We start from the raw sequence: 17,090 nt of genomic DNA, 5'->3' as shown, positions 1-17,090 counted from the left end.
AGCCGAAGGGTGGAGCCGCGCAAGGCGCCATCTACAGGGATGTGATGCCCGGATGGCAGTTTCCCACAGGCTACCGGAGGAAGCGGTTGATGTTTCCTACAGGTGACGAAGCCCTCATCTGGAGCCCTCATCCAGAGACTCACCCAGGAAACGTGGGCGTGGCCAGAGTCGGGCCACGACGACGCCGAGCACGTCGGAGTCCGCGACGGGCCCCCGGTGACGGGAGTCGATCACCCCGGGAGCGGCCGGGTTGTCCGAGAGCAACCACCACCCCGGGCGCCCGGAGACGGTCGTACGCCGCTCCACCGCCCGCTTCACCACGACCGCCCCGTCGGCGAGCCGAGCGACGACCACGGACCCGGGCTTCGGCGTACGTCCGTAGGAGACCCACAACCGGTCTCCCGCTCGCAGCGTCGGCTCCATCGAGACCCCTACGACCTTCGCCATCCCCCAGCTGTGTCGGGGTGCCCTGGCCGCGATGTCTTCCATGCGGAGTAGTGTCGCAATCCGTAGGACACATGAACACTCTTTGAGAGGACCCGCATGTTCGCGCGACTTTTCGCTCCCACCATCGAGGTCTCGGCCCACTGCGACCTGCCCTGCGGCGTCTACGACCCCGCCCAGGCCCGCATCGAGGCCGAGTCCGTCAAGGCCGTCATCGCCAAGGCCCTGGACAGCGACGACCCCGACTTCCGCACCCGCGCGGTGATCATCAAGGAGCAGCGCTCCGAGCTGGTCAAGCACCACCTCTGGGTGCTGTGGACCGACTACTTCAAGCCCCCGCACTTCGAGGCCTACCCCCAGCTCCACACCCTCGTCAACGAGGCCACCAAGCTCGCCGGCGCCTCCGGCACCAAGGGCACCCTCGACCTCGAGGTCGCCGACAAGCTCCTCGCCAAGATCGACGAGATCGCCGAGATCTTCTGGGCCACCAAGAAGGCCTGAGGAACGAAGGCCGACTTGCGAGAAGCCAGATCACGGCGTCAGCCGGGATCTGAAGACAAGAAGGCCTGAGCCTCGACTCAGCCCGTACGCCACAGCCGCTCCGTTCACGGAGCGGCTGTGGTGCGTTAACGGCGCGGCGAGGCCGGTCTCGTTGCATAATCGTCGGGACTCCCACAGAAGGACTGATAAACCCAGATGCCCCAGGTCGAGCTGCGCCTTCCCGCAGAAGGCGCTTACGTCTCCGTGCTGCGTACGACCACCGCCGCGCTCGCCGCGCGCCTCGACTTCACGCTCGAGGACATCGAGGACCTGCGGATGGCGGTCAGCGAGGCGGCGGCGATCTGCCTGGAGTGCGCCGCGGACGCCGCTGACCTGGACGTCGTCTTCGACCTGGGCGAGGACACCATCGGAGTCACCGTGACCACGACCTGCGACGCCGAGGCGGAGATCGACGAGGAGAGCTTCGCCTGGCAGGTACTCACCACGCTGGCCAGGGAGGTCACCGCCACCCCCGACGGTGATCAGCTCAGGATTTCCCTGGTCGCGGGAGCGACCCCGCTTGGAGCCGCGCGCTGACATGGCGCAGGAGACGATTCGGTCGTCGAGGTCCAGGAGCACCAGCGAGGTGGATGACGCCCGCGCCCGCTCCCGGGAGCTCTTCAGGGCCCTCGCCGGGCCGGACCTGCCCGACGCGGAACGGACCGCCGCTCGCGACGAGCTGGTCCACCTCAACATGGCGCTGGTCGAATACTGCGCCTCCCAGTTCTACGGCCGCGGCGAGCCGCACGAGGACCTCGTCCAGGTCGGGGTCGTGGGCCTCCTCAACGCCGTCGACCGCTATGACCTCTCCCGTGACGTGGAGTTCTCGACGTACGCGGTACCCACGATCCTCGGCGAGATCAAGCGCTACTTCCGCGACAGCCGGTGGGCCGTCAGCGTGCCGCGCCGTCTTCGGGACCTGCAGCAGAACCTCCGCGACGCCACCGCGGAGCTCTCCCAGGAGCTCGGCCGCTCCCCCACGGCCCGCGACCTCGCCACCCGGCTCGGGGTCAGCCTGGAGACCGTCGTCGAGGGCCTGGAGTCCAGCAATGCGTACGCAGCGCTGTCCCTCGACTCCGAGAGCGACGAGACCGCGCCGATGCTCGACTCGCTGACCGCCCACGACCTGCGCCTGGACGACGTCGAGGTGCGGGAGTCGATCAAGCCGGTGCTCGACAGCCTCTCCGCCCACGAGAAGCAGGTGCTGATGCTGAAGTTCTTCCGCAACAAGACCCAGACCGAGATCGCCGCCGAGCTCGGGGTCTCCCAGATGCAGGTCTCCCGGCTGCTCAACCGCTCGCTCGCCCAGCTCCGCAAGGCGCTGGAGGAGGACTAGATCAGCGCTCCTCGAGCGCGGCGATGCTCGGCGGTGCGAAGATGCCGACGAGGGCGACGACCGCGACCAGCGCCAGCCCGCCCGCGATCGTGAGATCGTCGCGGAGGTTCCAGGCCAGACCGAGCACGATCAGCTGGACGAGCACCAGCGGCGCCCGCGCCCACGACTCCAGTCGCCAGAACATGGCGGCACACCAGCCGATGCCGGCGGCGCAGAGCAGGAAGAACAGCCCGCCCGCGATCGCGGTCGTGAGCGAGGCGGCGTCGGGGATGCGTACGAACTCCAGCGCTCCCCACACCAGCATCGCCGCGGTCTCGACGCCTGCGGCGATCACGGTCAGCAGGAGGGTCCAGGGGCGATGCGGCGCGGTCACCTCAGCAGCCTAGAACCCTCGCCAAGCCTCAGAAAATCCGCAGTAGCATACACCACGGGATTTGCGGGTAACTCACCGCGTTACCGAATTGTCTAGCCCCAGGAAGACTGAGTGTTACGGTCCGGTGACGAACCAGACACTGGTTAGGGGTTGTTTCGGCGTCCATTTCTTGGAACTCTAGAGACCAGCACGCACGTGAAGACATTCACACATCCCCGCCACGTGCCGACTCGCAGGGTCTCGAACCACCAGGGCCTTGCCCATCCTACGTCAGAAAGAGGGTCTACCCAGCCATGGATTGGCGCCACCGTTCGGCTTGTCTCGATGAAGACCCGGAACTGTTCTTCCCCATCGGAAACACCGGTCCGGCCATCCTCCAGATCGAGGAAGCCAAGCAGGTCTGCCGGCGTTGCGACGTCCGGGAGCAGTGTCTTCAGTGGGCTCTTGAGGCCGGTCAGGACCACGGCGTGTGGGGTGGACTGAGCGAGGACGAGCGTCGTGCGCTGAAGCGCCGCAACGCTCGCTCCCGTGTCCGCACCGCCGTCTGACCAAGCCCTAGAGGCCATCAACCCCTAGCGTTCCACCTAGAGCTCCAACGGCAGCTCGACCGCAGCTCTCGCCCCATGGCCATCAGGCCGGGGCCCCAACGAGAGCCGGCCCCCGAGCTCGCCTTCGACGAGAGTCTTCACGATCGACAACCCCAAGTTTGTCGATGTGTCGAGACTGAACCCGTCGGGTAGTCCATGACCGTCATCCTCGATGGTCACCTGGAGATGCCCGGCGGGTTGCTGTCGTACGGACATCACGATCTTGCCGGTCTCGGGATCGCCCGGACCGTTGCCGCGGTAGCCGTGCTCGACTGCGTTCTGCAGCAGCTCGGTGACGACCATCGCCATCGGCGTGGCCACCTCCGAGGGCAGCGACCCGAAGGATCCCTCCCGGCGCACCCGCACCGCGACGCCGACCGAGGTGACCTCTCCGACCATGGAGGCGAGCCGGTCGGCGATCTCGTCGAACTCGACGGTCTCCTCGACGGCCTGCTGGGAGAGGATCTCGTGGACCAGTGCGATGGATCCGACACGCCGTACGGCCTCGTTCAGCGCATCTTGTGCGACACCGGAGTCGACCCGGCGAGACTGCATCCGGAGCAGCGCGGCCACGGTTTGTAGGTTGTTCTTCACCCGATGGTGGATCTCGCGGATCGTCGCATCCTTGGTGACGAGCTCACGATCGCGTCGGCGCAGGTCGGTGACGTCGCGCAGCAGCACCAGCGCACCGATCGCCTCGCCACGTGGCCGCAGCGGGATCGAGCGCATGATGATCGCCATCACCCCGGTGTCGATCTCGGTGTCCCGGTGCGCCCGACCGCCGAGGACGGCGCTCAGCGTCTCCTCGTCGGGGCGCTTGCGCGGCGGCACCAGGGCGCGGGTCATCCCGGCCAGGGACTGGCCGGCGAGGTCGCCGGAGAGTCCCAGCCGGCGGAAGACCGAGAGCGCGTTGGGGCTGGCGTAGTCGACGACGCCGTCGGCGTCCACCCGCACGAACCCGTCCCCCACCCGAGGGGTGTCGGTGTGGTCGCTGCGCTGGCCCACCGCAGGGAAGTAGCCGTTGGCCACCATCTGGGTCAGGTCGGCAGCGGTCTGCAGGTAGGAGAGCTCGAGCTTCGAGGGCGTGCGTACGCCGAGGAGGTTGGTGTTGCGGCTCAGCACCGCGATGATCCGGCCGGCGCGTCGTACGGGGATGGTCTCGACCCGCACCGGGAGGTCGTCGCGCCACTCCGGGTCACCCTCACGGACGAGCCTGCCGGCGTCGACGGCGTCGTCCAGGGTGGCGTGGCGCCCCTTCGGCACGAACATGCCGACGATGTCGTCCACATAGGCCGTGGGACCGGTCGTGGGACGCATCTGACCCGCCGCCCAGAAGCCGTTCCCGGACTTGTCCGGAAGCCACAGCACCAGGTCGGCGAAGGAGAGGTCGGCCAGGATCTGCCAGTCGGCCATGAGCAGCTGAAGCCACTCGACATCGTCGCTGTCGAGTTCGGTGTGGCTCTGGGCGAGCTCACTCAGGGTGGGCACGCGGACAGCGTAGATGTAGACCTTGGTAGGGCATTGCGCGGGTCGGTGGTCGGCGCGTGGCCGGGTTTGGCAGGATGTTCCCCATGTCGGAGGCGTACTGGCGGGAGGTCCATTCAACCGGTCTCGCCGTACCCACCGACCGGCCGCTGGGTGACCTCACCATCGAGCTCACCCGGATGCTCGGCGACCCGGATCCGGACGTACGCAGCGGGCTGGCCGTGCCGGCCCTGTCGACGTGGATCCAGCGCGGCGTCTACGACGACCTGCTCGGGGGTCTGGGCGACGGCATGGCGGCCGGCCTTGTGGTCGGTCTCGGCGACTCCGGCAACAACGGCGTCTTCCGCCGAGCCTCCTCGGTCGAGGCCCTGGCCCAGTGCATCGCCCGCGACAACGCCCGCTCGCTGGTGCGCGCGGAGAAGGTGCTGGAGTGGGGCGACCGGATCGCCACCTGGCTGCTGCGCGAGCGCGACCTGCGTGCCTTCGTTCCCGAGCGTGGCTGGGCGCACGCGGTAGCCCGCGGTGCCGACGCGCTCGGCACCCTGGCCGCCTCCGAGCACCTCGGCAAGCCCGAGCTGACGGTGATCCTCGACGTGGTCGCCGACCGGGTGCTCGCCCGGGGGGACACCATCTACGCTCACGGCGAGCCCGACCGGCTGGCGGCGGCCACGATGTCCGTGCTGCGCCGCAACCTGGTCCCGCTCAACATCATGGAGCCATGGATCAACCGGATCGTCACCGTCGCCACCGCCACCCCGGAGACGCCCGACCGTGACCCGTTCCTGCTCACCGGCAACGCCGAGGCGTTCCTGCGGGCCCTCTACATCCAGCTCGCGCTCAGCAACGACATCCCGCAGATCCGCGGCGACCTGCTGCTGGTCGTCGTCGCCGCGCTGAAGAAGTCGAACGCCACCTACCTGACGTGACTGAGGGTCGAGATTCGCCCTCCCGCACCTGGGTTTGAGAGACTGTGCCGAGGCCCCTCGGGGTCTACGTACCCCAATGGAGGAGATCATCATGGGCAAGACTGGCCGCAAGCGCCGCGCGCGCCGCAAGAAGGGCGCGAACCACGGCAAGCGCCCCAACAGCTGACCACAGCTGTAAAAGACGTGAGAGCCCCAGCCGATTCGGCTGGGGCTCTCGTCGCATCTATGGCCCAATGATGCGGGCCGTCAGGACCTGGTGCGGAGCTCCTGGATCTGGACCATGATCTTCGCGCGCAGGTCGCCCGGGGCGACCTCGGTGCACGAACGCGCCACGACTGCCTTGACGATGCGCTGCTGGTCGTACGTCTCCAGGCACGGGTTGCAGGTCTGCAGGTGGTGCTTGACCTGGTCGGCGTCCGCCGCGGTCAGCTCGTTGTCGATCAGGAAGACGATCTGCTCGAGGAAGTCCGCGCAGTCGGTCGGTGACGCGTCATGTTTGTGGGCACTCATGACGCACCTCCACGAGCGCCGGTGAGGTCGTTGGTGCGGACGTAGTCCGAGAGAAGATCGCGCAGCTGGCGCCGACCGCGGTGAAGCCGCGACATCACGGTGCCGATCGGGGTTTCCATGATCTCGGCGATCTCCTTGTAGGCGAATCCCTCGACATCGGCGAGGTAGACAGCGAGCCGGAACTCCTCCGGGAGGCGCTGCAGCGCGTCCTTCACCTGAGAGTCGGGCAGGTGCTCGAGCGCCTCCATCTCCGCGGACTTCAGACCGGTCGAGCTGTGCGACTCGGCCCGCGCCAGCTGCCAGTCCTCGACGTCCTCGGACATCGACTGCTGCGGCTGGCGCTGCTTCTTGCGGTAGGTGTTGATGAAGGTGTTCGTGAGGATGCGGTAGAGCCAGGCCTTCAGGTTGGTGCCGGGCTTGAACTGATGGAAGGAGGAGTAGGCCTTGGCGAACGTCTCCTGCACCAGGTCTTCCGCATCGGACGGGTTGCGGGTCATCCGCATCGCCGCCGAGTAGAGCTGGTCGAGGAAGGGCAGCGCGTCCCGCTCGAAGCGCAGCGCGCGCTCCTCGGGTGTCTCGGTGGCCAGGTCGACGACCTCGTCGTTGTTGTCGCTCATCACGTCCCAGGGTACGCGCGCGACCATCGGGGCGCTCATCGGCGACATATTCGCCACCGGGCGTTCGAGCAGAATGGTCATGTTGCGTGAACGCCGCGACGGCCGCCAAACATTCCCTGCTGTCCGCGGACCCGGCCGACCGCTGCCTCAGGACGTCTGCAGGACGAACATGCTCCATGAGGCCGGAGGCAACTCGGCCTCGAGCGCGCTACCCACGACCTTCGCCGAGTCGTACGCCTTCGGCACCACCCGGTCGGGATCCTCCATGCTGTTCACCGCGAACAGGTCCTCGCCACCCAGGACCGTCGCCTCGACCAGCTCCACGTGGCCGAAGTAGCGCACGTCGGTGGAGAAGGCCACGGCCTCCGACGGGTGCCGGTTGACGACGAACACCGCCACACGGCCGTTCTCCGGATCGTGGGTCGCCACGGCGTCGAGGACCGAGACGTCGCCGTGCTTGGCGGTCGCCATCGTCGGAGCGACCACCCGCGGCTCGAGGACCTCACCCTGCGCGAACCGGGCAGTCAGCGAGAACGGGTGGAAGATCGACTGCCGCCACGCCGGCCCGCCGGGCTCGCACCTGATCGAGCCGATGGTGTTGACCAGCTGGGCCTGGCAGGCGGCGGTCACCCGGTCGCTGTGCTTGAGCAGCGTGATGAGCAGAGAGCCGACGACGACGGCGTCGAGCGCCGTGTACGCGTCCTCGCTGAGCCGAGGCGCGAAGGTCCACTCCTTCGGCATGCCCTCCTGCTGGAACTTCTTCAGGTACCAGACGTTCCACTCGTCGAAGGAGATGTTGATCCGCTTCGGCGAGGAGAGCTTCGCCCCGATGTGGTCGGCGGTCGCGACGACCTCCCGGATGAAGAGGTCCATGTCGACCGACGAGGCGAGGAAGCTTGCGACGTCGTCGCCCTCGAGCTCGTAGTAGGCGTGCGCCGAGACGAAGTCCACCACGTCGTAGGCGTGCTCGAGCACCGTCGCCTCCCACGCGCCGAAGGTCGGCATCGACCGACCTGAGCTGCCGCAGGCGACCAGCTCGAGGTCGGCGTCGTACTGACGCATGCCGCTGGCCACCTCCTTGGCCAGGCGGCCGTACTCCTCGGCCGTCTTGTGGCCCAGCTGCCAGGGGCCGTCCATCTCGTTGCCAAGACACCACATCCGGATGCCGTACGGCTCGATGGCACCGTGCGCGATACGACGCTCGGACAGCTCGGTTCCGCTGGGGTGGTTGGCGTACTCGAGCAGCTCGAGCGCCTCCGGCAGGCCGCGCGTCCCCAGGTTCACCGCCATGATGGGCTCGATAGCGGCCTTCCTCGCCCAGGCCATGAACTCGTCGAGACCGAACGCGTTGGTCTCGATGGTCCGCCACGCCGGGTCAAGGCGGGTCGGCCGCTGGTCGCGCGGCCCCACTCCGTCCTCCCACTTGTAGCCGGAGACGAAGTTGCCCCCGGGGTAGCGAACAACGGTCACCCCGAGCTCGCGTACGAGATCCAGTACGTCACCTCGCAGGCCGTCGCCGTCCGCCGTCGGATGCCCCGGCTCGAAGATGCCGCCGTAGACACATCGACCCATGTGCTCTACGAACGACCCGAAGATCCTCCTGTTGACGGGGGCGACGGTGAACGCGGGATCGATCGCGAGCTTGCCGTTCTCCATGGGTTCCTCTCTCTGGTCCGGGGCAGCGGCAGCTGCAGCTACTCGAGCTCGTTCTCCAGATCGGCCTGCGCCTGCTCCAGCGCCTCCTTGGCCGGGACACCGTCCCCGAAGATCTGGTTGTACGTGCTGGTCGTGAACACCTCGTCGACCTTGGGCAGGTTCGGGTCCGCGAAGGACTCGTAGTGGCCGATGTCGCCCTTGACCTGGTTGAGCACGTCGAAGAGGTTGGTCCGGAAGTACTTGTTGTACTTGTTCTCCGGGTTGTGGGTGACCTCCTTGTCCTCCCACACCGACATGTTCACCGGGTCGAAGCCGAGCTCCTCCCAGACGGCGACGTTGGCCTCGGGCGACAGCTTCGCGAAGGCGAGCCACTCCATCGCGAACTCCTTGTTCGGGGAGCTGTCGATCACCGCCGTGCCGGTGCCACCGCCACCGATCGTCGCGACCTCACCGCCCTCGATGACCGGCGCCGGCGCGATCGCGACGTCGCCGGCCAGGTCGGGCATGTAGTCGACGAACCGGGAGGTGTACCAGGCCGGGTAGACGACGGCCGCGTACTCGCCGTCGTTGATGGGACCGTAGGCCTCCTCGATGTCCGGGCTGCCACCCGGGATGGTCGAGAGCGCGCCGGCCTTCTGCATCTCCTGCAGCAGCTCGACCGCCTCCACGACCTTCGGGCTGTTCACGGTGACATTGCCGTCCTCGTCGAACAGGTTGCCACCGAGCTGCGCCATGACCAGCGGCTGCATGATGTTGGTGTCGGTGGTGGCGATGCCGAACGCCTTGCCGGTCGCCTTGTTGTACTTGGCGCCGGCCGCCTTGAAGTCGTCCCAGGTCTCGATGGTCGTGTAGTCGACCCCGGCCTTCTCCAGCAACGGGACGTTGTAGAAGGCCACCTGGGCCCCGACGTGGGTCGGGAAGCCGAGCTGCTTCCCCTCCCGGTTGTACAGGTCCATCCGGGCCTGCACGATGTCGTCCTCGTACGGCTCGGCGGCCTCGGACAGCTCCGCCAGCGGCGTACGCCCGTCCTCGGTGACGAAGTTGGAGAACTTGTTCACCTCGATGTCCACGACGTCCGGGAGCCCCTTGCCGGAGTTCACCGCCAGCTGGAGCTTGTTGTGCATCTCGTCGTACGGGAAGACCGTGACGTCGAGCTTGATCTCCTTGTCGGGGTTCTTCTCGTTCCACTCCTCGGCCATCGCCTCGTAATAGGTGCCGTGCAGCTCGGCGAACACCCACATGTCGATGCTGGTGCGGCCATCGGCGTCAGGTCCGCCTTCGTCCTCGGAGCCGCCGCAGGCGCTCAGCGCGAGCGTCGCGGCGAGTCCTGCGGCGAGGAGGGAGGTGATTCTCCGCGTTGTCGTCATGGTTCTCTCCATCTGTGAGGTTGTGCAAGGGGTCACCCCTTGAGCGCCCCGGCCGTCATCCCAGCGACGAAGAACCGCTGGAACAGCAGGAACAGCACCAGGACGGGAAGGAGCGAGAACAAAGATCCGATGATGAGAAGCTCGTAGTTGTTCTCATGCGGGGTGAGCAGGGTGTTGAGCCCGATCGGAAGGGTGAACTTCGACTCCGACCGCAGCACCAGCAGCGGCCAGAGGAAGTTGTTCCAGATGATCATCCCGTTGAGGATGGCCATCGCCGCGAACGCCGGTTTCGCCACCGGCACCACGATCTTGAAGAAGATGCCGAACTCCGTGGCGCCGTCCATGCGGCCCGCTTCGAGCAGATCCTTCGGGATGCCGAGGAAGTACTGCCGGAAGTAGAAGATCGTCACCGACGCGGCCAGGAACGGCAGCACGATCACCGAGTAGGAGTCGGCCAGGCCGACGTCGTTCACCAGCACGTACAGCGGCAGCATCATGATCTCGAACGGCACGGCCATGAGCAGCAGCACGGCGATGAACAGCGCGGTCTTGCCCTTGAAGTCGTAGACCGCGAAGCCGTACGCCACGAACGAGCTGACCAACAGCGTCCCGGCCACCTGCACGACGGTGAGCAGGATCGAGTTGGCGAACCAGCGGAAGTACGGCCCGGAGTCGGTGAAGAGCATCACGTAGTTGTCCAGCGACAGCGAACCGAGGTCGATGTCGAAGGAGAGTCCCCGCCGGATGACGTCGTTGCCGTCCTGGAACGTCGCCACGAACATGATCAGCAGCGGAGCGAGCACGACAAGGGTCAGCACCAGCAGGAAGATCGTCATCAGGAGCGCGGTCTGGACCGAGCCGTGGAGCCAGTACGGCAGCTGGACCTTCGTACGGGGAGTCGGCTCGGCGCTCATCGCGCGCTCTCCTTCTTGAAGGTTCCGCTGAACGTGAGGAACGTCAGGTTGATGGTCATGATGACCACGAGCAGCACGACACCGACCGCGGAGGCGAAGCCGGGGTCGTTCTGCTCTATCCCCCGCCGGTAGAGGTAGCCGATCACCGTGAGCCCCTGGTCGTTGGGCGAGGCGTTGCCGCGGTAGAGCATGAAGCTCTCCAAGAACATCGCCAGACCGCCGTAGACGCTGATGGTGGTGACGTAGACGATGGTCGGCTTCAGGTTGGGCAGGGTGATGTGGAAGAACTGCTGCAGCCTGCTGGCCCCGTCGATGGTGGCGGCCTCGTAGTACTCCTCCGGGATGGCCTGCATGCCGGCGAGGAAGTAGAGGATGTTGACGCCGGTCCAGCGCCACATCGCCAGCGCCAGCAGGGCGATCAGCCCGCCGGTGTCGATGCGCAGCCACCGGACCGGCTCGAGGCCGAACACCCCGACGATCTGGTTCATCAGTCCGGTGCCGGTCTCGGCGAACATCAGCCGGAAGATGATCCCGGCGACGACGACGGAGGTCAGCGCCGGCACGAACATCGAGGCCTTGAAGACCGCCTTGACGCGCTCGCTGCCGATCTTGGAGTTGATGAGCGCGGCCAGCACCAGCGGGATCGGGATCAGGAGCGCGATGGTCAGCACCATGTAGCGGGCGCTGTTGAACATCGCCTTCCAGAAGAGCCGGTCCTCCCAGAGCCGCTGGTAGTTGTCCAGACCGATGAAGGCGGCCTGCCCGAACACCACCTCCTGGGTGCTCAGCAGGAACGTGCGCGCGAGCGGGAGCAGCCAGAAGGCGAGCAGCGTGATCACGAACGGCGCGATGAAGAGGTAGGGCGCCGCTCTCTGCGAGTACAGCAGCCGCCGGAGAACGACCATCTGAAGGCTCCTCTTCGCTGAGGTATCCCGCCGCGTCGGCGCACCGAACCGCCGATTTACGACGATGCACGCCTCTCACCAGCGGGTTTACCACGTGGTAATCAGCGCATATCCTTGTCCTGCACTCAGACGCTGTCAAGACCCGAACGTGACATTCGCCACACGGAGCGTCCGAAAGGGCAGGCGGCGTCGAGCGAAAACAGCGATGTAGGCTGCCCCTGAACCGGGGGCACGAGGGAACACGAGGCGACGATGGCTGTGACGATGCGCGAAGTCGCGGCCATTGCCCGTGTCTCGCCCAAGACCGTGTCCAATGTGGTGAACGACCATCCGAACGTGCACCCGGACACGCGCGCCCGCGTGCAGAAAGCGATCGCCGAGCTGGGCTATCGGCCGAACCATTCCGCGCGCGGCCTGCGCTCCGGCCGCACCGGCGTCATCGGGCTGGCGGTCCCGGAGCTGAGGCAGGCCTACTTCGCCGAGCTGGCCGATGCGGTGATCGCGGCGGCGGCCAAGCGCGGACTGAGCGTCATCGTCGGACAGCTCGGAGGCGACCGCGAGCACGAGATCGAGCTCCTCACCCACGGGCTCCCCCAGACCGACGGCCTGCTCTTCAGCCCCGAGCGACTCGGCACCGAGGACCGCGACCTGTTGGCGTACGTCGACTTCCCGCTGGTCATGCTGGGAGAGTGGATCTTCGGCGGACCCACCGACCACGTGACGATGCACAACGTCAGCGCGGCCCGCGCAGCCGTCGAGCACCTGATCGCTCTGGGACGCCGGCGGATCGCCGTCATCGGCGCCCATCCCGACGACGAGACCCGGGTGATGGGGCCCTCGAACCTTCGGATCCAGGGCTACCGAGAGGCTCTGGCGGCTGCCGGGATCAAGCACGACCCCCGACTCGAGCGCGTCGTCGCGCCCTGGCATCCGGAGGACGGCGCCGACGCGGCGCGACAGCTGATCGAGTCAGGGCTGGAGTTCGACGCCATCTTCACCCTGACCGACTCGCTCGGGCTGGGCGCGCTCCGAGCTCTCGGTGAGGCGGGGCGCGTCGTGCCCGACGATGTGGCCGTGATCGGCTTCGACAACATCACCATCAGCCACCTCACCGTCCCCTCCCTCTCCAGCATCGACCCCGGCCGTGCGGAGATCGCGGAGACAGCGGTCAGCATGCTCGTCGAGCGCATCGAGTGGGGTGCAGGGTCATCGCGGCCGGCACGGCTGCACAAGGCTGCCTACGACGTCATCGTGCGGGAGTCGTCGGGCGGGACCGCCTCCGGGGCAACCAAGGCCACGTCGAGGCAGCCCGGCGCGACCCCTCAGAGACTCAACGGTTGAGCCACGCGAAGGGCTCCTTCCCGACCTCCACCCGGTTGATGAGCCTTCCGACCTCAGCGACCTCGATCTCCACCATGTCGCCGGGCTGAAGACTGAAGCCCATGTCGGGGACGATCCCGGTGCCCGTGGCCAGCGCCGCACCGTCGGGAAAGTCGTTGGCCGCGAACAGGTGGTCGACGAGCTGCTGAATCGGACGTACGAGCCGGCTGGACGATGTCTCCGCCGCGACGACCTCGTGATCACCCCGGCGGACCACCAAGGTGATGGCGAGGCCGGTGGCGTCAGGGACCTCCCACACGGGCCTGATGCCGGCCGCGAGCGCTGCTGCGCCTGCGTACACCTTGGCCTGGGGCAGGTAGAGCGGGTTCTCACCCTCGATCGAGCGGGAGCTCATGTCGTTGCAGACCGTGTAGCCGATGATCTCGCCGTGGGCGTTGATCACGACGGCCAACTCCGGCTCGGGTACGTCGTGGCCGGAGTCGGCCCGGATGCCGACCGGCTCGCCATCGGTGACCAGGCGCCAGGCCGGCGCCTTCGGGAACAGCTCGGGCCGCTGCGCGGAGTAGACCTTGTCGTAGACCGACTGCTCGGCGCTCTCCTCCATCCGGGCACTGCGCGAGCGGGCATAGGTGACGCCCGCGCACCACAGCTCGGTCCTCCCGTCCAGGGGAGCGAGCAGACGTACGGACGCGACCGGGACCGGCGCAGCGGAGGCCGACTCCACGGTGGCCCGCAGCTCGTCGTGCGGCATCGCGAGGAGATCCGCCATGGATCCGACACCGCTCACCGGGGTGATCGAGTCGTCCCTGCGTACGCCGACCCGCGGACCGTTCCCGCCGTCGTATCGGACAAGGTGCATCGGCTGCTCCTCAGTGGTTGTCGCGTGGGGTGCCCTTGGTCTGCGCCACGCGCTGATACGTCACCGCAGGCTCCAGGACCATGCCGTCGGCGAGCTGGCCGACCATGGACCGCTGGATCTCCTGCCACGGGGTCTGCGACTCCGGTACCGCGAACTCACCGACCGCCTCGCGCCGCGCGGCCAGCCCCTCGTCCGAGACCAGCATGTCCGCTCGTCCGGTGTCGAGATCGATCCGGACACGATCGCCGGTACGCAGCAGCGCCAGGCCTCCTCCGGCGGCGGCCTCGGGCGAGGCGTTGAGGATCGAGGGCGACCCTGACGTGCCGGACTGGCGACCGTCGCCCACGCACGGCAGCGAGTGCACGCCCCGCTCGATGAGTGCGGCGGGAGGCTGCATGTTGACGACCTCGGCCGAGCCGGGATAGCCGATCGGGCCGACACCCCGGATGAACAGGATGCACCCCTCGTCGATCTCGAGCGAGGGGTCGTCGATGCGGGCGTGGTAGTCCTCGGGCCCTTCGAAGACGATCGCGCGGCCCTCGAACATGTTCGGGTGCTCGGGGTCCGAGAGGTAGCGCTCCCGGAACTCGTCCGAGATCACGCTGGTCTTCATGATCGCGCTGTCGAACAGGTTCCCCGTCATCACGATGAAGCCGGCCCGCTCCACGAGCGGGTTGTCGAAGCCGCGGATCACCTCGGCGTCCTCGCTCCCCGTGTCGCGGCAGTTCTCGCCGATGGTCCGCCCGTTGACCGTGAGCGCATCCTCGTGGATCAGCCCGTGACGCATCAGCTCGTGGACGACGGCCGGCACCCCGCCCGCGCGGTGGAACTCCTCGCCCAGGAACCTGCCGGCCGGCTGCATGTCGACCAGGAGCGGGATCCGATGCCCGACCGTCTCCCACTCCTCGATGCCGAGGGCGACCCCGATGTGCCTGGCGATCGCGTTGATGTGGATCGGAGCGTTGGTGGAGCCTCCGATCGCCGAGTTCACGACGATCGCGTTCTCGAACGCATCCCTCGTCAGGACGTCAGAGGGCTTCAGGTCCTCGTGCACCATCTCGACGATGCGCCTGCCCGTCAGGTAGGCCACCCGACCGCGGTCACGGTGCGGAGCCGGGATGGCGGCTGAGCCGGGCAGGCTCATCCCGAGGGTCTCGGCGAGGCTGTTCATCGTGGCGGCGGTGCCCATGGTGTTGCAGTGGCCGGGCGAGGGCGCAGAGGATGCGATCAGCTCGGTGAACTCAGCCTCGTCGATCTCCCCCGCCGCGAGCATCTCGCGCGCCTTCCAGATGATCGTGCCCGAGCCGATGCGCTCGCCCTTGAGCCAGCCGTTGAGCATCGGCCCGCCCGAGAGCACGATCGCCGGGATGTTCACCGTGGCCGCCGCCATCACGCACGCCGGCGTGGTCTTGTCGCACCCCGTCGTCAGCACCACCCCGTCGAGGGGATATCCGTAGAGGATCTCCACCAGACCGAGGTAGGCGAGGTTGCGGTCCAGCGCCGCCGTCGGTCGCTTCCCCATCTCGTGGATCGGATGCACCGGAAACTCGAACGCGATCCCACCCATCTCCCGGATCCCGTCGCGTACGCGCTGCGCCAGACCGAGGTGGTGCCGGTTGCAGGGCGACAGGTCCGAGCCGGTCTGCGCGATGCCGATCACCGGCTTGCCCGACTGGAGCTCCTCGCGCGTCACGCCCCAGTTCATGTAGCGCTCGATGTAGAGCGCCGTCATCGCGGGATTGTCCGGGTTGTCGAACCAGTCTCGGCTGCGCAGGTGCGGGGCGTTTACCACGTTGTAAACCCTAGCGCCGCCACGCACGGCCTGCCATGGAGATCTGTCTAGGTGATGACCTCGCGGACCAGCCACTCCAGGGTGGACTCGATCAGGATCGCGTCGGCGTCGGCCTGCGTGATCGGGCCACGCTTGCCGACGACGAGGGAATGGTCGGCACCCGGGATCGGGGTGACCTCGATCCCCTCCGGGAACTCCTCCGGCCTACCGAACCTGTCCCGGGTGCCTTGCAGCACCAGCGTCGGCACCCTGGATTCCAGCAGCTCGTAGGCACGCGAGATGCCCGGCTTGGCGATCGGGTGCAGCGGGAAGGCCAGGCAGAGCGCGCCCGCGGCGCCGAACCCGCGCGCCGTACGGACCGCCGAGCGGGCCCCGGCGGAGCGGCCTCCGACCACCAGGGGTGTGCGCACCCGCATCCAGTTGGCGGCCAGGGTCAGCGCCGCGTCGAGGGACTTGGGCGGGGTGGCCACCGGCTTCCCCTTGACCCGCCAGGGCTGCTCGAAGCGGACCACGGTGATGCCCTGGGCCGGCAGCGCGTCGTTGAGCGCCATCAGGTCGTGGGTGTCGATGCCGTTGCCGGCGCCGTGGGAGAGCAGCAGGGTCGCCTGTGGTCGCCGCGCCCGGCGGGTGTAGAGCCGCCCCTGTCCGTAGGGCGTGTCGATCATCTGCGTCGTGGTTCCACCCATGTCATCCCCAGGCTTCCTCGATCGGCAGCGGCTCGACGAGCTCGCGGCCGTTGTTGCGTACGTTGCTCACCAGCGTCGAGACCGGGTAGGCCTCCAGCCGGCCGGGCGCCGCCGGGGTCAGCAGGTCCAGATCGCCCGGACGGGTCGGGTCGAGCCACTGGTCCCAGCGCTCACGTTCGACCATGAGCGGCATCCTGTCGTGGATCCGCCCCAGGGAGTCCTCGGCCTCGGTGGTGATCACCGTGCAGCTCCACAGCCACCGGCCGGGGTCGTCCTCGGCCTTGGCGGGGTCGGGCCACAGCTCGTAGAGCCCGGCCATCGCCAGCACTCCCCCGTCCTTGGGGGTGATGAAGTAGGGCTGCTTGCGGGGCTTGCCCTTCGCGTCCTTGGCCTCGGTGGCGTACCACTCGAAGTAGCCATCGGCCGGCAGCAGGCAGCGGCGCTTGGCGAACGCCCGGCGATAGGCGGGCTTCTCGCCCACCGTCTCCATCCGGGCGTTGATCATCCGGTTGCCGATCTTGACGTCCTTGGCCCAGGACGGGACCAGGCCCCAACGTACGGAACGGAGCTGGCGCTCGCTGGACGCGTCCCCGTCGTCACGCGGCGGGCGCTCGAGGACGGCATAGACATCGTCGGTCGGGGCTACGTTGTAGCTCTCGGTGAGCGGCTCCTGAAGGCGCAACTCATCGATCTCGAACTCCTCGGCCAGCTCGTCGGGTTGGCGGCTGGACGCGTAACGACCGCACATACGT

At 67.6% G+C, this 17,090-nt stretch carries 20 protein-coding genes; 7 read left to right on the top strand and 13 right to left on the bottom strand.

Annotation, left to right across the window (positions count from 1 at the left end):
* Window positions 1–114: 114 nt before the first annotated feature.
* On the bottom strand, window positions 115–489 hold the full coding sequence (locus tag ACIO3S_RS15605; RefSeq protein WP_400465230.1) for a S24/S26 family peptidase: 375 nt from the start codon (window positions 487–489) through the stop codon (window positions 115–117).
* A 54-nt stretch (window positions 490–543) separates the two neighbouring features.
* On the opposite strand from ACIO3S_RS15605, the gene sodN reads away from it, so the two are divergent.
* The 3 genes from sodN to ACIO3S_RS15590 all read left to right on the top strand — a co-directional run bounded on the left by sodN (window position 544) and on the right by ACIO3S_RS15590 (window position 2,320).
* Entirely contained in the window at window positions 544–945 is a 402-nt protein-coding gene (sodN, locus tag ACIO3S_RS15600) for a superoxide dismutase, Ni (RefSeq protein ID WP_160027673.1), read from the top strand.
* A 195-nt stretch (window positions 946–1,140) separates the two neighbouring features.
* Window positions 1,141–1,521: an anti-sigma factor gene (locus ACIO3S_RS15595; RefSeq protein WP_160027671.1), complete on the top strand. Its 381-nt coding sequence runs from the start codon at window positions 1,141–1,143 to the stop codon at window positions 1,519–1,521.
* Window positions 1,522–1,570: 49 nt separating this feature from the next.
* On the top strand, window positions 1,571–2,320 hold the full coding sequence (locus ACIO3S_RS15590) for a SigB/SigF/SigG family RNA polymerase sigma factor (RefSeq protein ID WP_350844350.1): 750 nt from the start codon (window positions 1,571–1,573) through the stop codon (window positions 2,318–2,320).
* Between the two features lies 1 nt (window position 2,321).
* On the opposite strand, the gene ACIO3S_RS15585 is transcribed toward ACIO3S_RS15590, so the two are convergent.
* Window positions 2,322–2,693 carry a hypothetical protein gene (locus ACIO3S_RS15585; RefSeq protein WP_400465226.1) on the bottom strand — a complete coding sequence of 124 codons (372 nt, stop codon included), beginning with the start codon at window positions 2,691–2,693 and terminating at the stop codon, window positions 2,322–2,324.
* A 293-nt stretch (window positions 2,694–2,986) separates the two neighbouring features.
* Here ACIO3S_RS15585 and ACIO3S_RS15580 point away from each other — a divergent pair, with 293 nt between their 5' ends.
* Window positions 2,987–3,241 carry a WhiB family transcriptional regulator gene (locus tag ACIO3S_RS15580; protein ID WP_008362075.1) on the top strand — a complete coding sequence of 85 codons (255 nt, stop codon included), beginning with the start codon at window positions 2,987–2,989 and terminating at the stop codon, window positions 3,239–3,241.
* 36 nt (window positions 3,242–3,277) lie between these two features.
* On the opposite strand, the gene ACIO3S_RS15575 is transcribed toward ACIO3S_RS15580, so the two are convergent.
* Window positions 3,278–4,768: a PAS domain-containing sensor histidine kinase gene (locus ACIO3S_RS15575; protein WP_160027665.1), complete on the bottom strand. Its 1,491-nt coding sequence runs from the start codon at window positions 4,766–4,768 to the stop codon at window positions 3,278–3,280.
* Window positions 4,769–4,851: 83 nt separating this feature from the next.
* Between ACIO3S_RS15575 and ACIO3S_RS15570 the strand changes: the two genes are divergently transcribed.
* On the top strand, window positions 4,852–5,691 hold the full coding sequence (locus ACIO3S_RS15570; RefSeq protein ID WP_160027663.1) for a DUF2785 domain-containing protein: 840 nt from the start codon (window positions 4,852–4,854) through the stop codon (window positions 5,689–5,691).
* A 91-nt stretch (window positions 5,692–5,782) separates the two neighbouring features.
* Window positions 5,783–5,857: a 50S ribosomal protein bL37 gene (locus tag ACIO3S_RS15565; RefSeq protein WP_370249596.1), complete on the top strand. Its 75-nt coding sequence runs from the start codon at window positions 5,783–5,785 to the stop codon at window positions 5,855–5,857.
* 80 nt (window positions 5,858–5,937) lie between these two features.
* Here ACIO3S_RS15565 and rsrA read toward each other — a convergent pair whose 3' ends face one another.
* From rsrA to ACIO3S_RS15535, 6 genes are all read right to left on the bottom strand, one after another.
* Complete coding sequence (gene rsrA / locus ACIO3S_RS15560) at window positions 5,938–6,201, bottom strand: mycothiol system anti-sigma-R factor (RefSeq protein WP_160027661.1); 264 nt, start codon at window positions 6,199–6,201, stop codon at window positions 5,938–5,940.
* Window positions 6,198–6,845: a sigma-70 family RNA polymerase sigma factor gene (locus tag ACIO3S_RS15555; protein WP_350659898.1), complete on the bottom strand. Its 648-nt coding sequence runs from the start codon at window positions 6,843–6,845 to the stop codon at window positions 6,198–6,200. The genes rsrA and ACIO3S_RS15555 overlap by 4 nt, the downstream gene beginning before the upstream one ends.
* Before the next feature lie 120 nt (window positions 6,846–6,965).
* Entirely contained in the window at window positions 6,966–8,474 is a 1,509-nt protein-coding gene (locus tag ACIO3S_RS15550; RefSeq protein ID WP_400465219.1) for an alpha-N-arabinofuranosidase, read from the bottom strand.
* Window positions 8,475–8,512: 38 nt separating this feature from the next.
* Complete coding sequence (locus tag ACIO3S_RS15545; protein ID WP_400465215.1) at window positions 8,513–9,841, bottom strand: ABC transporter substrate-binding protein; 1,329 nt, start codon at window positions 9,839–9,841, stop codon at window positions 8,513–8,515.
* Between the two features lie 32 nt (window positions 9,842–9,873).
* Window positions 9,874–10,755: a carbohydrate ABC transporter permease gene (locus tag ACIO3S_RS15540; RefSeq protein WP_378679814.1), complete on the bottom strand. Its 882-nt coding sequence runs from the start codon at window positions 10,753–10,755 to the stop codon at window positions 9,874–9,876.
* Window positions 10,752–11,660: a carbohydrate ABC transporter permease gene (locus ACIO3S_RS15535; RefSeq protein WP_400465213.1), complete on the bottom strand. Its 909-nt coding sequence runs from the start codon at window positions 11,658–11,660 to the stop codon at window positions 10,752–10,754. Before ACIO3S_RS15535 ends, ACIO3S_RS15540 begins: the two co-directional genes overlap by 4 nt.
* 252 nt (window positions 11,661–11,912) lie before the next feature.
* Here ACIO3S_RS15535 and ACIO3S_RS15530 point away from each other — a divergent pair, with 252 nt between their 5' ends.
* A complete protein-coding gene (locus ACIO3S_RS15530; RefSeq protein ID WP_400465210.1) occupies window positions 11,913–13,001 on the top strand; it encodes a LacI family DNA-binding transcriptional regulator in 1,089 nt (362 codons plus the stop codon).
* Here ACIO3S_RS15530 and ACIO3S_RS15525 read toward each other — a convergent pair.
* From ACIO3S_RS15525 to ACIO3S_RS15510, 4 genes are read right to left on the bottom strand one after another with little or no spacing between them, the layout of a single operon-like run.
* Window positions 12,991–13,860 carry a fumarylacetoacetate hydrolase family protein gene (locus ACIO3S_RS15525; protein ID WP_400465207.1) on the bottom strand — a complete coding sequence of 290 codons (870 nt, stop codon included), beginning with the start codon at window positions 13,858–13,860 and terminating at the stop codon, window positions 12,991–12,993. The genes ACIO3S_RS15530 and ACIO3S_RS15525 overlap by 11 nt on opposite strands.
* A 10-nt stretch (window positions 13,861–13,870) precedes the next feature.
* Window positions 13,871–15,652: an IlvD/Edd family dehydratase gene (locus tag ACIO3S_RS15520; RefSeq protein ID WP_400465204.1), complete on the bottom strand. Its 1,782-nt coding sequence runs from the start codon at window positions 15,650–15,652 to the stop codon at window positions 13,871–13,873.
* A 47-nt stretch (window positions 15,653–15,699) separates the two neighbouring features.
* Window positions 15,700–16,338 (bottom strand): alpha/beta family hydrolase, encoded by a 639-nt coding sequence (locus ACIO3S_RS15515; RefSeq protein ID WP_400465202.1) that lies wholly within the window; start codon window positions 16,336–16,338, stop codon window positions 15,700–15,702.
* Window position 16,339: 1 nt separating this feature from the next.
* On the bottom strand, window positions 16,340–17,086 hold the full coding sequence (locus ACIO3S_RS15510; protein WP_400465199.1) for an SOS response-associated peptidase: 747 nt from the start codon (window positions 17,084–17,086) through the stop codon (window positions 16,340–16,342).
* Between the last annotated feature and the right edge of the window lie 4 nt (window positions 17,087–17,090).

The organism is Nocardioides sp. NPDC087217, assembly GCF_044744805.1.
In the GTDB taxonomy this organism is placed as follows: Bacteria; Actinomycetota; Actinomycetes; order Propionibacteriales; family Nocardioidaceae; genus Nocardioides.
Note: the sequence above shows the minus strand (reverse complement) of the source record. Positions and strands in the feature narration are given on the sequence as shown.

Excerpts from the sequence above, each read along its gene's own strand:
- ACIO3S_RS15525 (WP_400465207.1), bottom strand. The coding sequence starts at position 13,860 with ATGCACCTTGTCCGATACGACGGCGGGAACGGTCCGCGGGTCGGCGTA.
- sodN (WP_160027673.1), top strand. The coding sequence starts at position 544 with ATGTTCGCGCGACTTTTCGCTCCCACCATCGAGGTCTCGGCCCACTGC.
- ACIO3S_RS15530 (WP_400465210.1), top strand. The coding sequence starts at position 11,913 with ATGGCTGTGACGATGCGCGAAGTCGCGGCCATTGCCCGTGTCTCGCCC.
- ACIO3S_RS15510 (WP_400465199.1), bottom strand. The coding sequence starts at position 17,086 with ATGTGCGGTCGTTACGCGTCCAGCCGCCAACCCGACGAGCTGGCCGAG.
- ACIO3S_RS15515 (WP_400465202.1), bottom strand. The coding sequence starts at position 16,338 with ATGGGTGGAACCACGACGCAGATGATCGACACGCCCTACGGACAGGGG.
- ACIO3S_RS15555 (WP_350659898.1), bottom strand. The coding sequence starts at position 6,845 with ATGGTCGCGCGCGTACCCTGGGACGTGATGAGCGACAACAACGACGAG.
- ACIO3S_RS15595 (WP_160027671.1), top strand. The coding sequence starts at position 1,141 with ATGCCCCAGGTCGAGCTGCGCCTTCCCGCAGAAGGCGCTTACGTCTCC.
- ACIO3S_RS15580 (WP_008362075.1), top strand. The coding sequence starts at position 2,987 with ATGGATTGGCGCCACCGTTCGGCTTGTCTCGATGAAGACCCGGAACTG.
- ACIO3S_RS15545 (WP_400465215.1), bottom strand. The coding sequence starts at position 9,841 with ATGACGACAACGCGGAGAATCACCTCCCTCCTCGCCGCAGGACTCGCC.
- ACIO3S_RS15550 (WP_400465219.1), bottom strand. The coding sequence starts at position 8,474 with ATGGAGAACGGCAAGCTCGCGATCGATCCCGCGTTCACCGTCGCCCCC.
- rsrA (WP_160027661.1), bottom strand. The coding sequence starts at position 6,201 with ATGAGTGCCCACAAACATGACGCGTCACCGACCGACTGCGCGGACTTC.
- ACIO3S_RS15540 (WP_378679814.1), bottom strand. The coding sequence starts at position 10,755 with ATGAGCGCCGAGCCGACTCCCCGTACGAAGGTCCAGCTGCCGTACTGG.
- ACIO3S_RS15570 (WP_160027663.1), top strand. The coding sequence starts at position 4,852 with ATGTCGGAGGCGTACTGGCGGGAGGTCCATTCAACCGGTCTCGCCGTA.
- ACIO3S_RS15605 (WP_400465230.1), bottom strand. The coding sequence starts at position 489 with ATGGAAGACATCGCGGCCAGGGCACCCCGACACAGCTGGGGGATGGCG.
- ACIO3S_RS15535 (WP_400465213.1), bottom strand. The coding sequence starts at position 11,660 with ATGGTCGTTCTCCGGCGGCTGCTGTACTCGCAGAGAGCGGCGCCCTAC.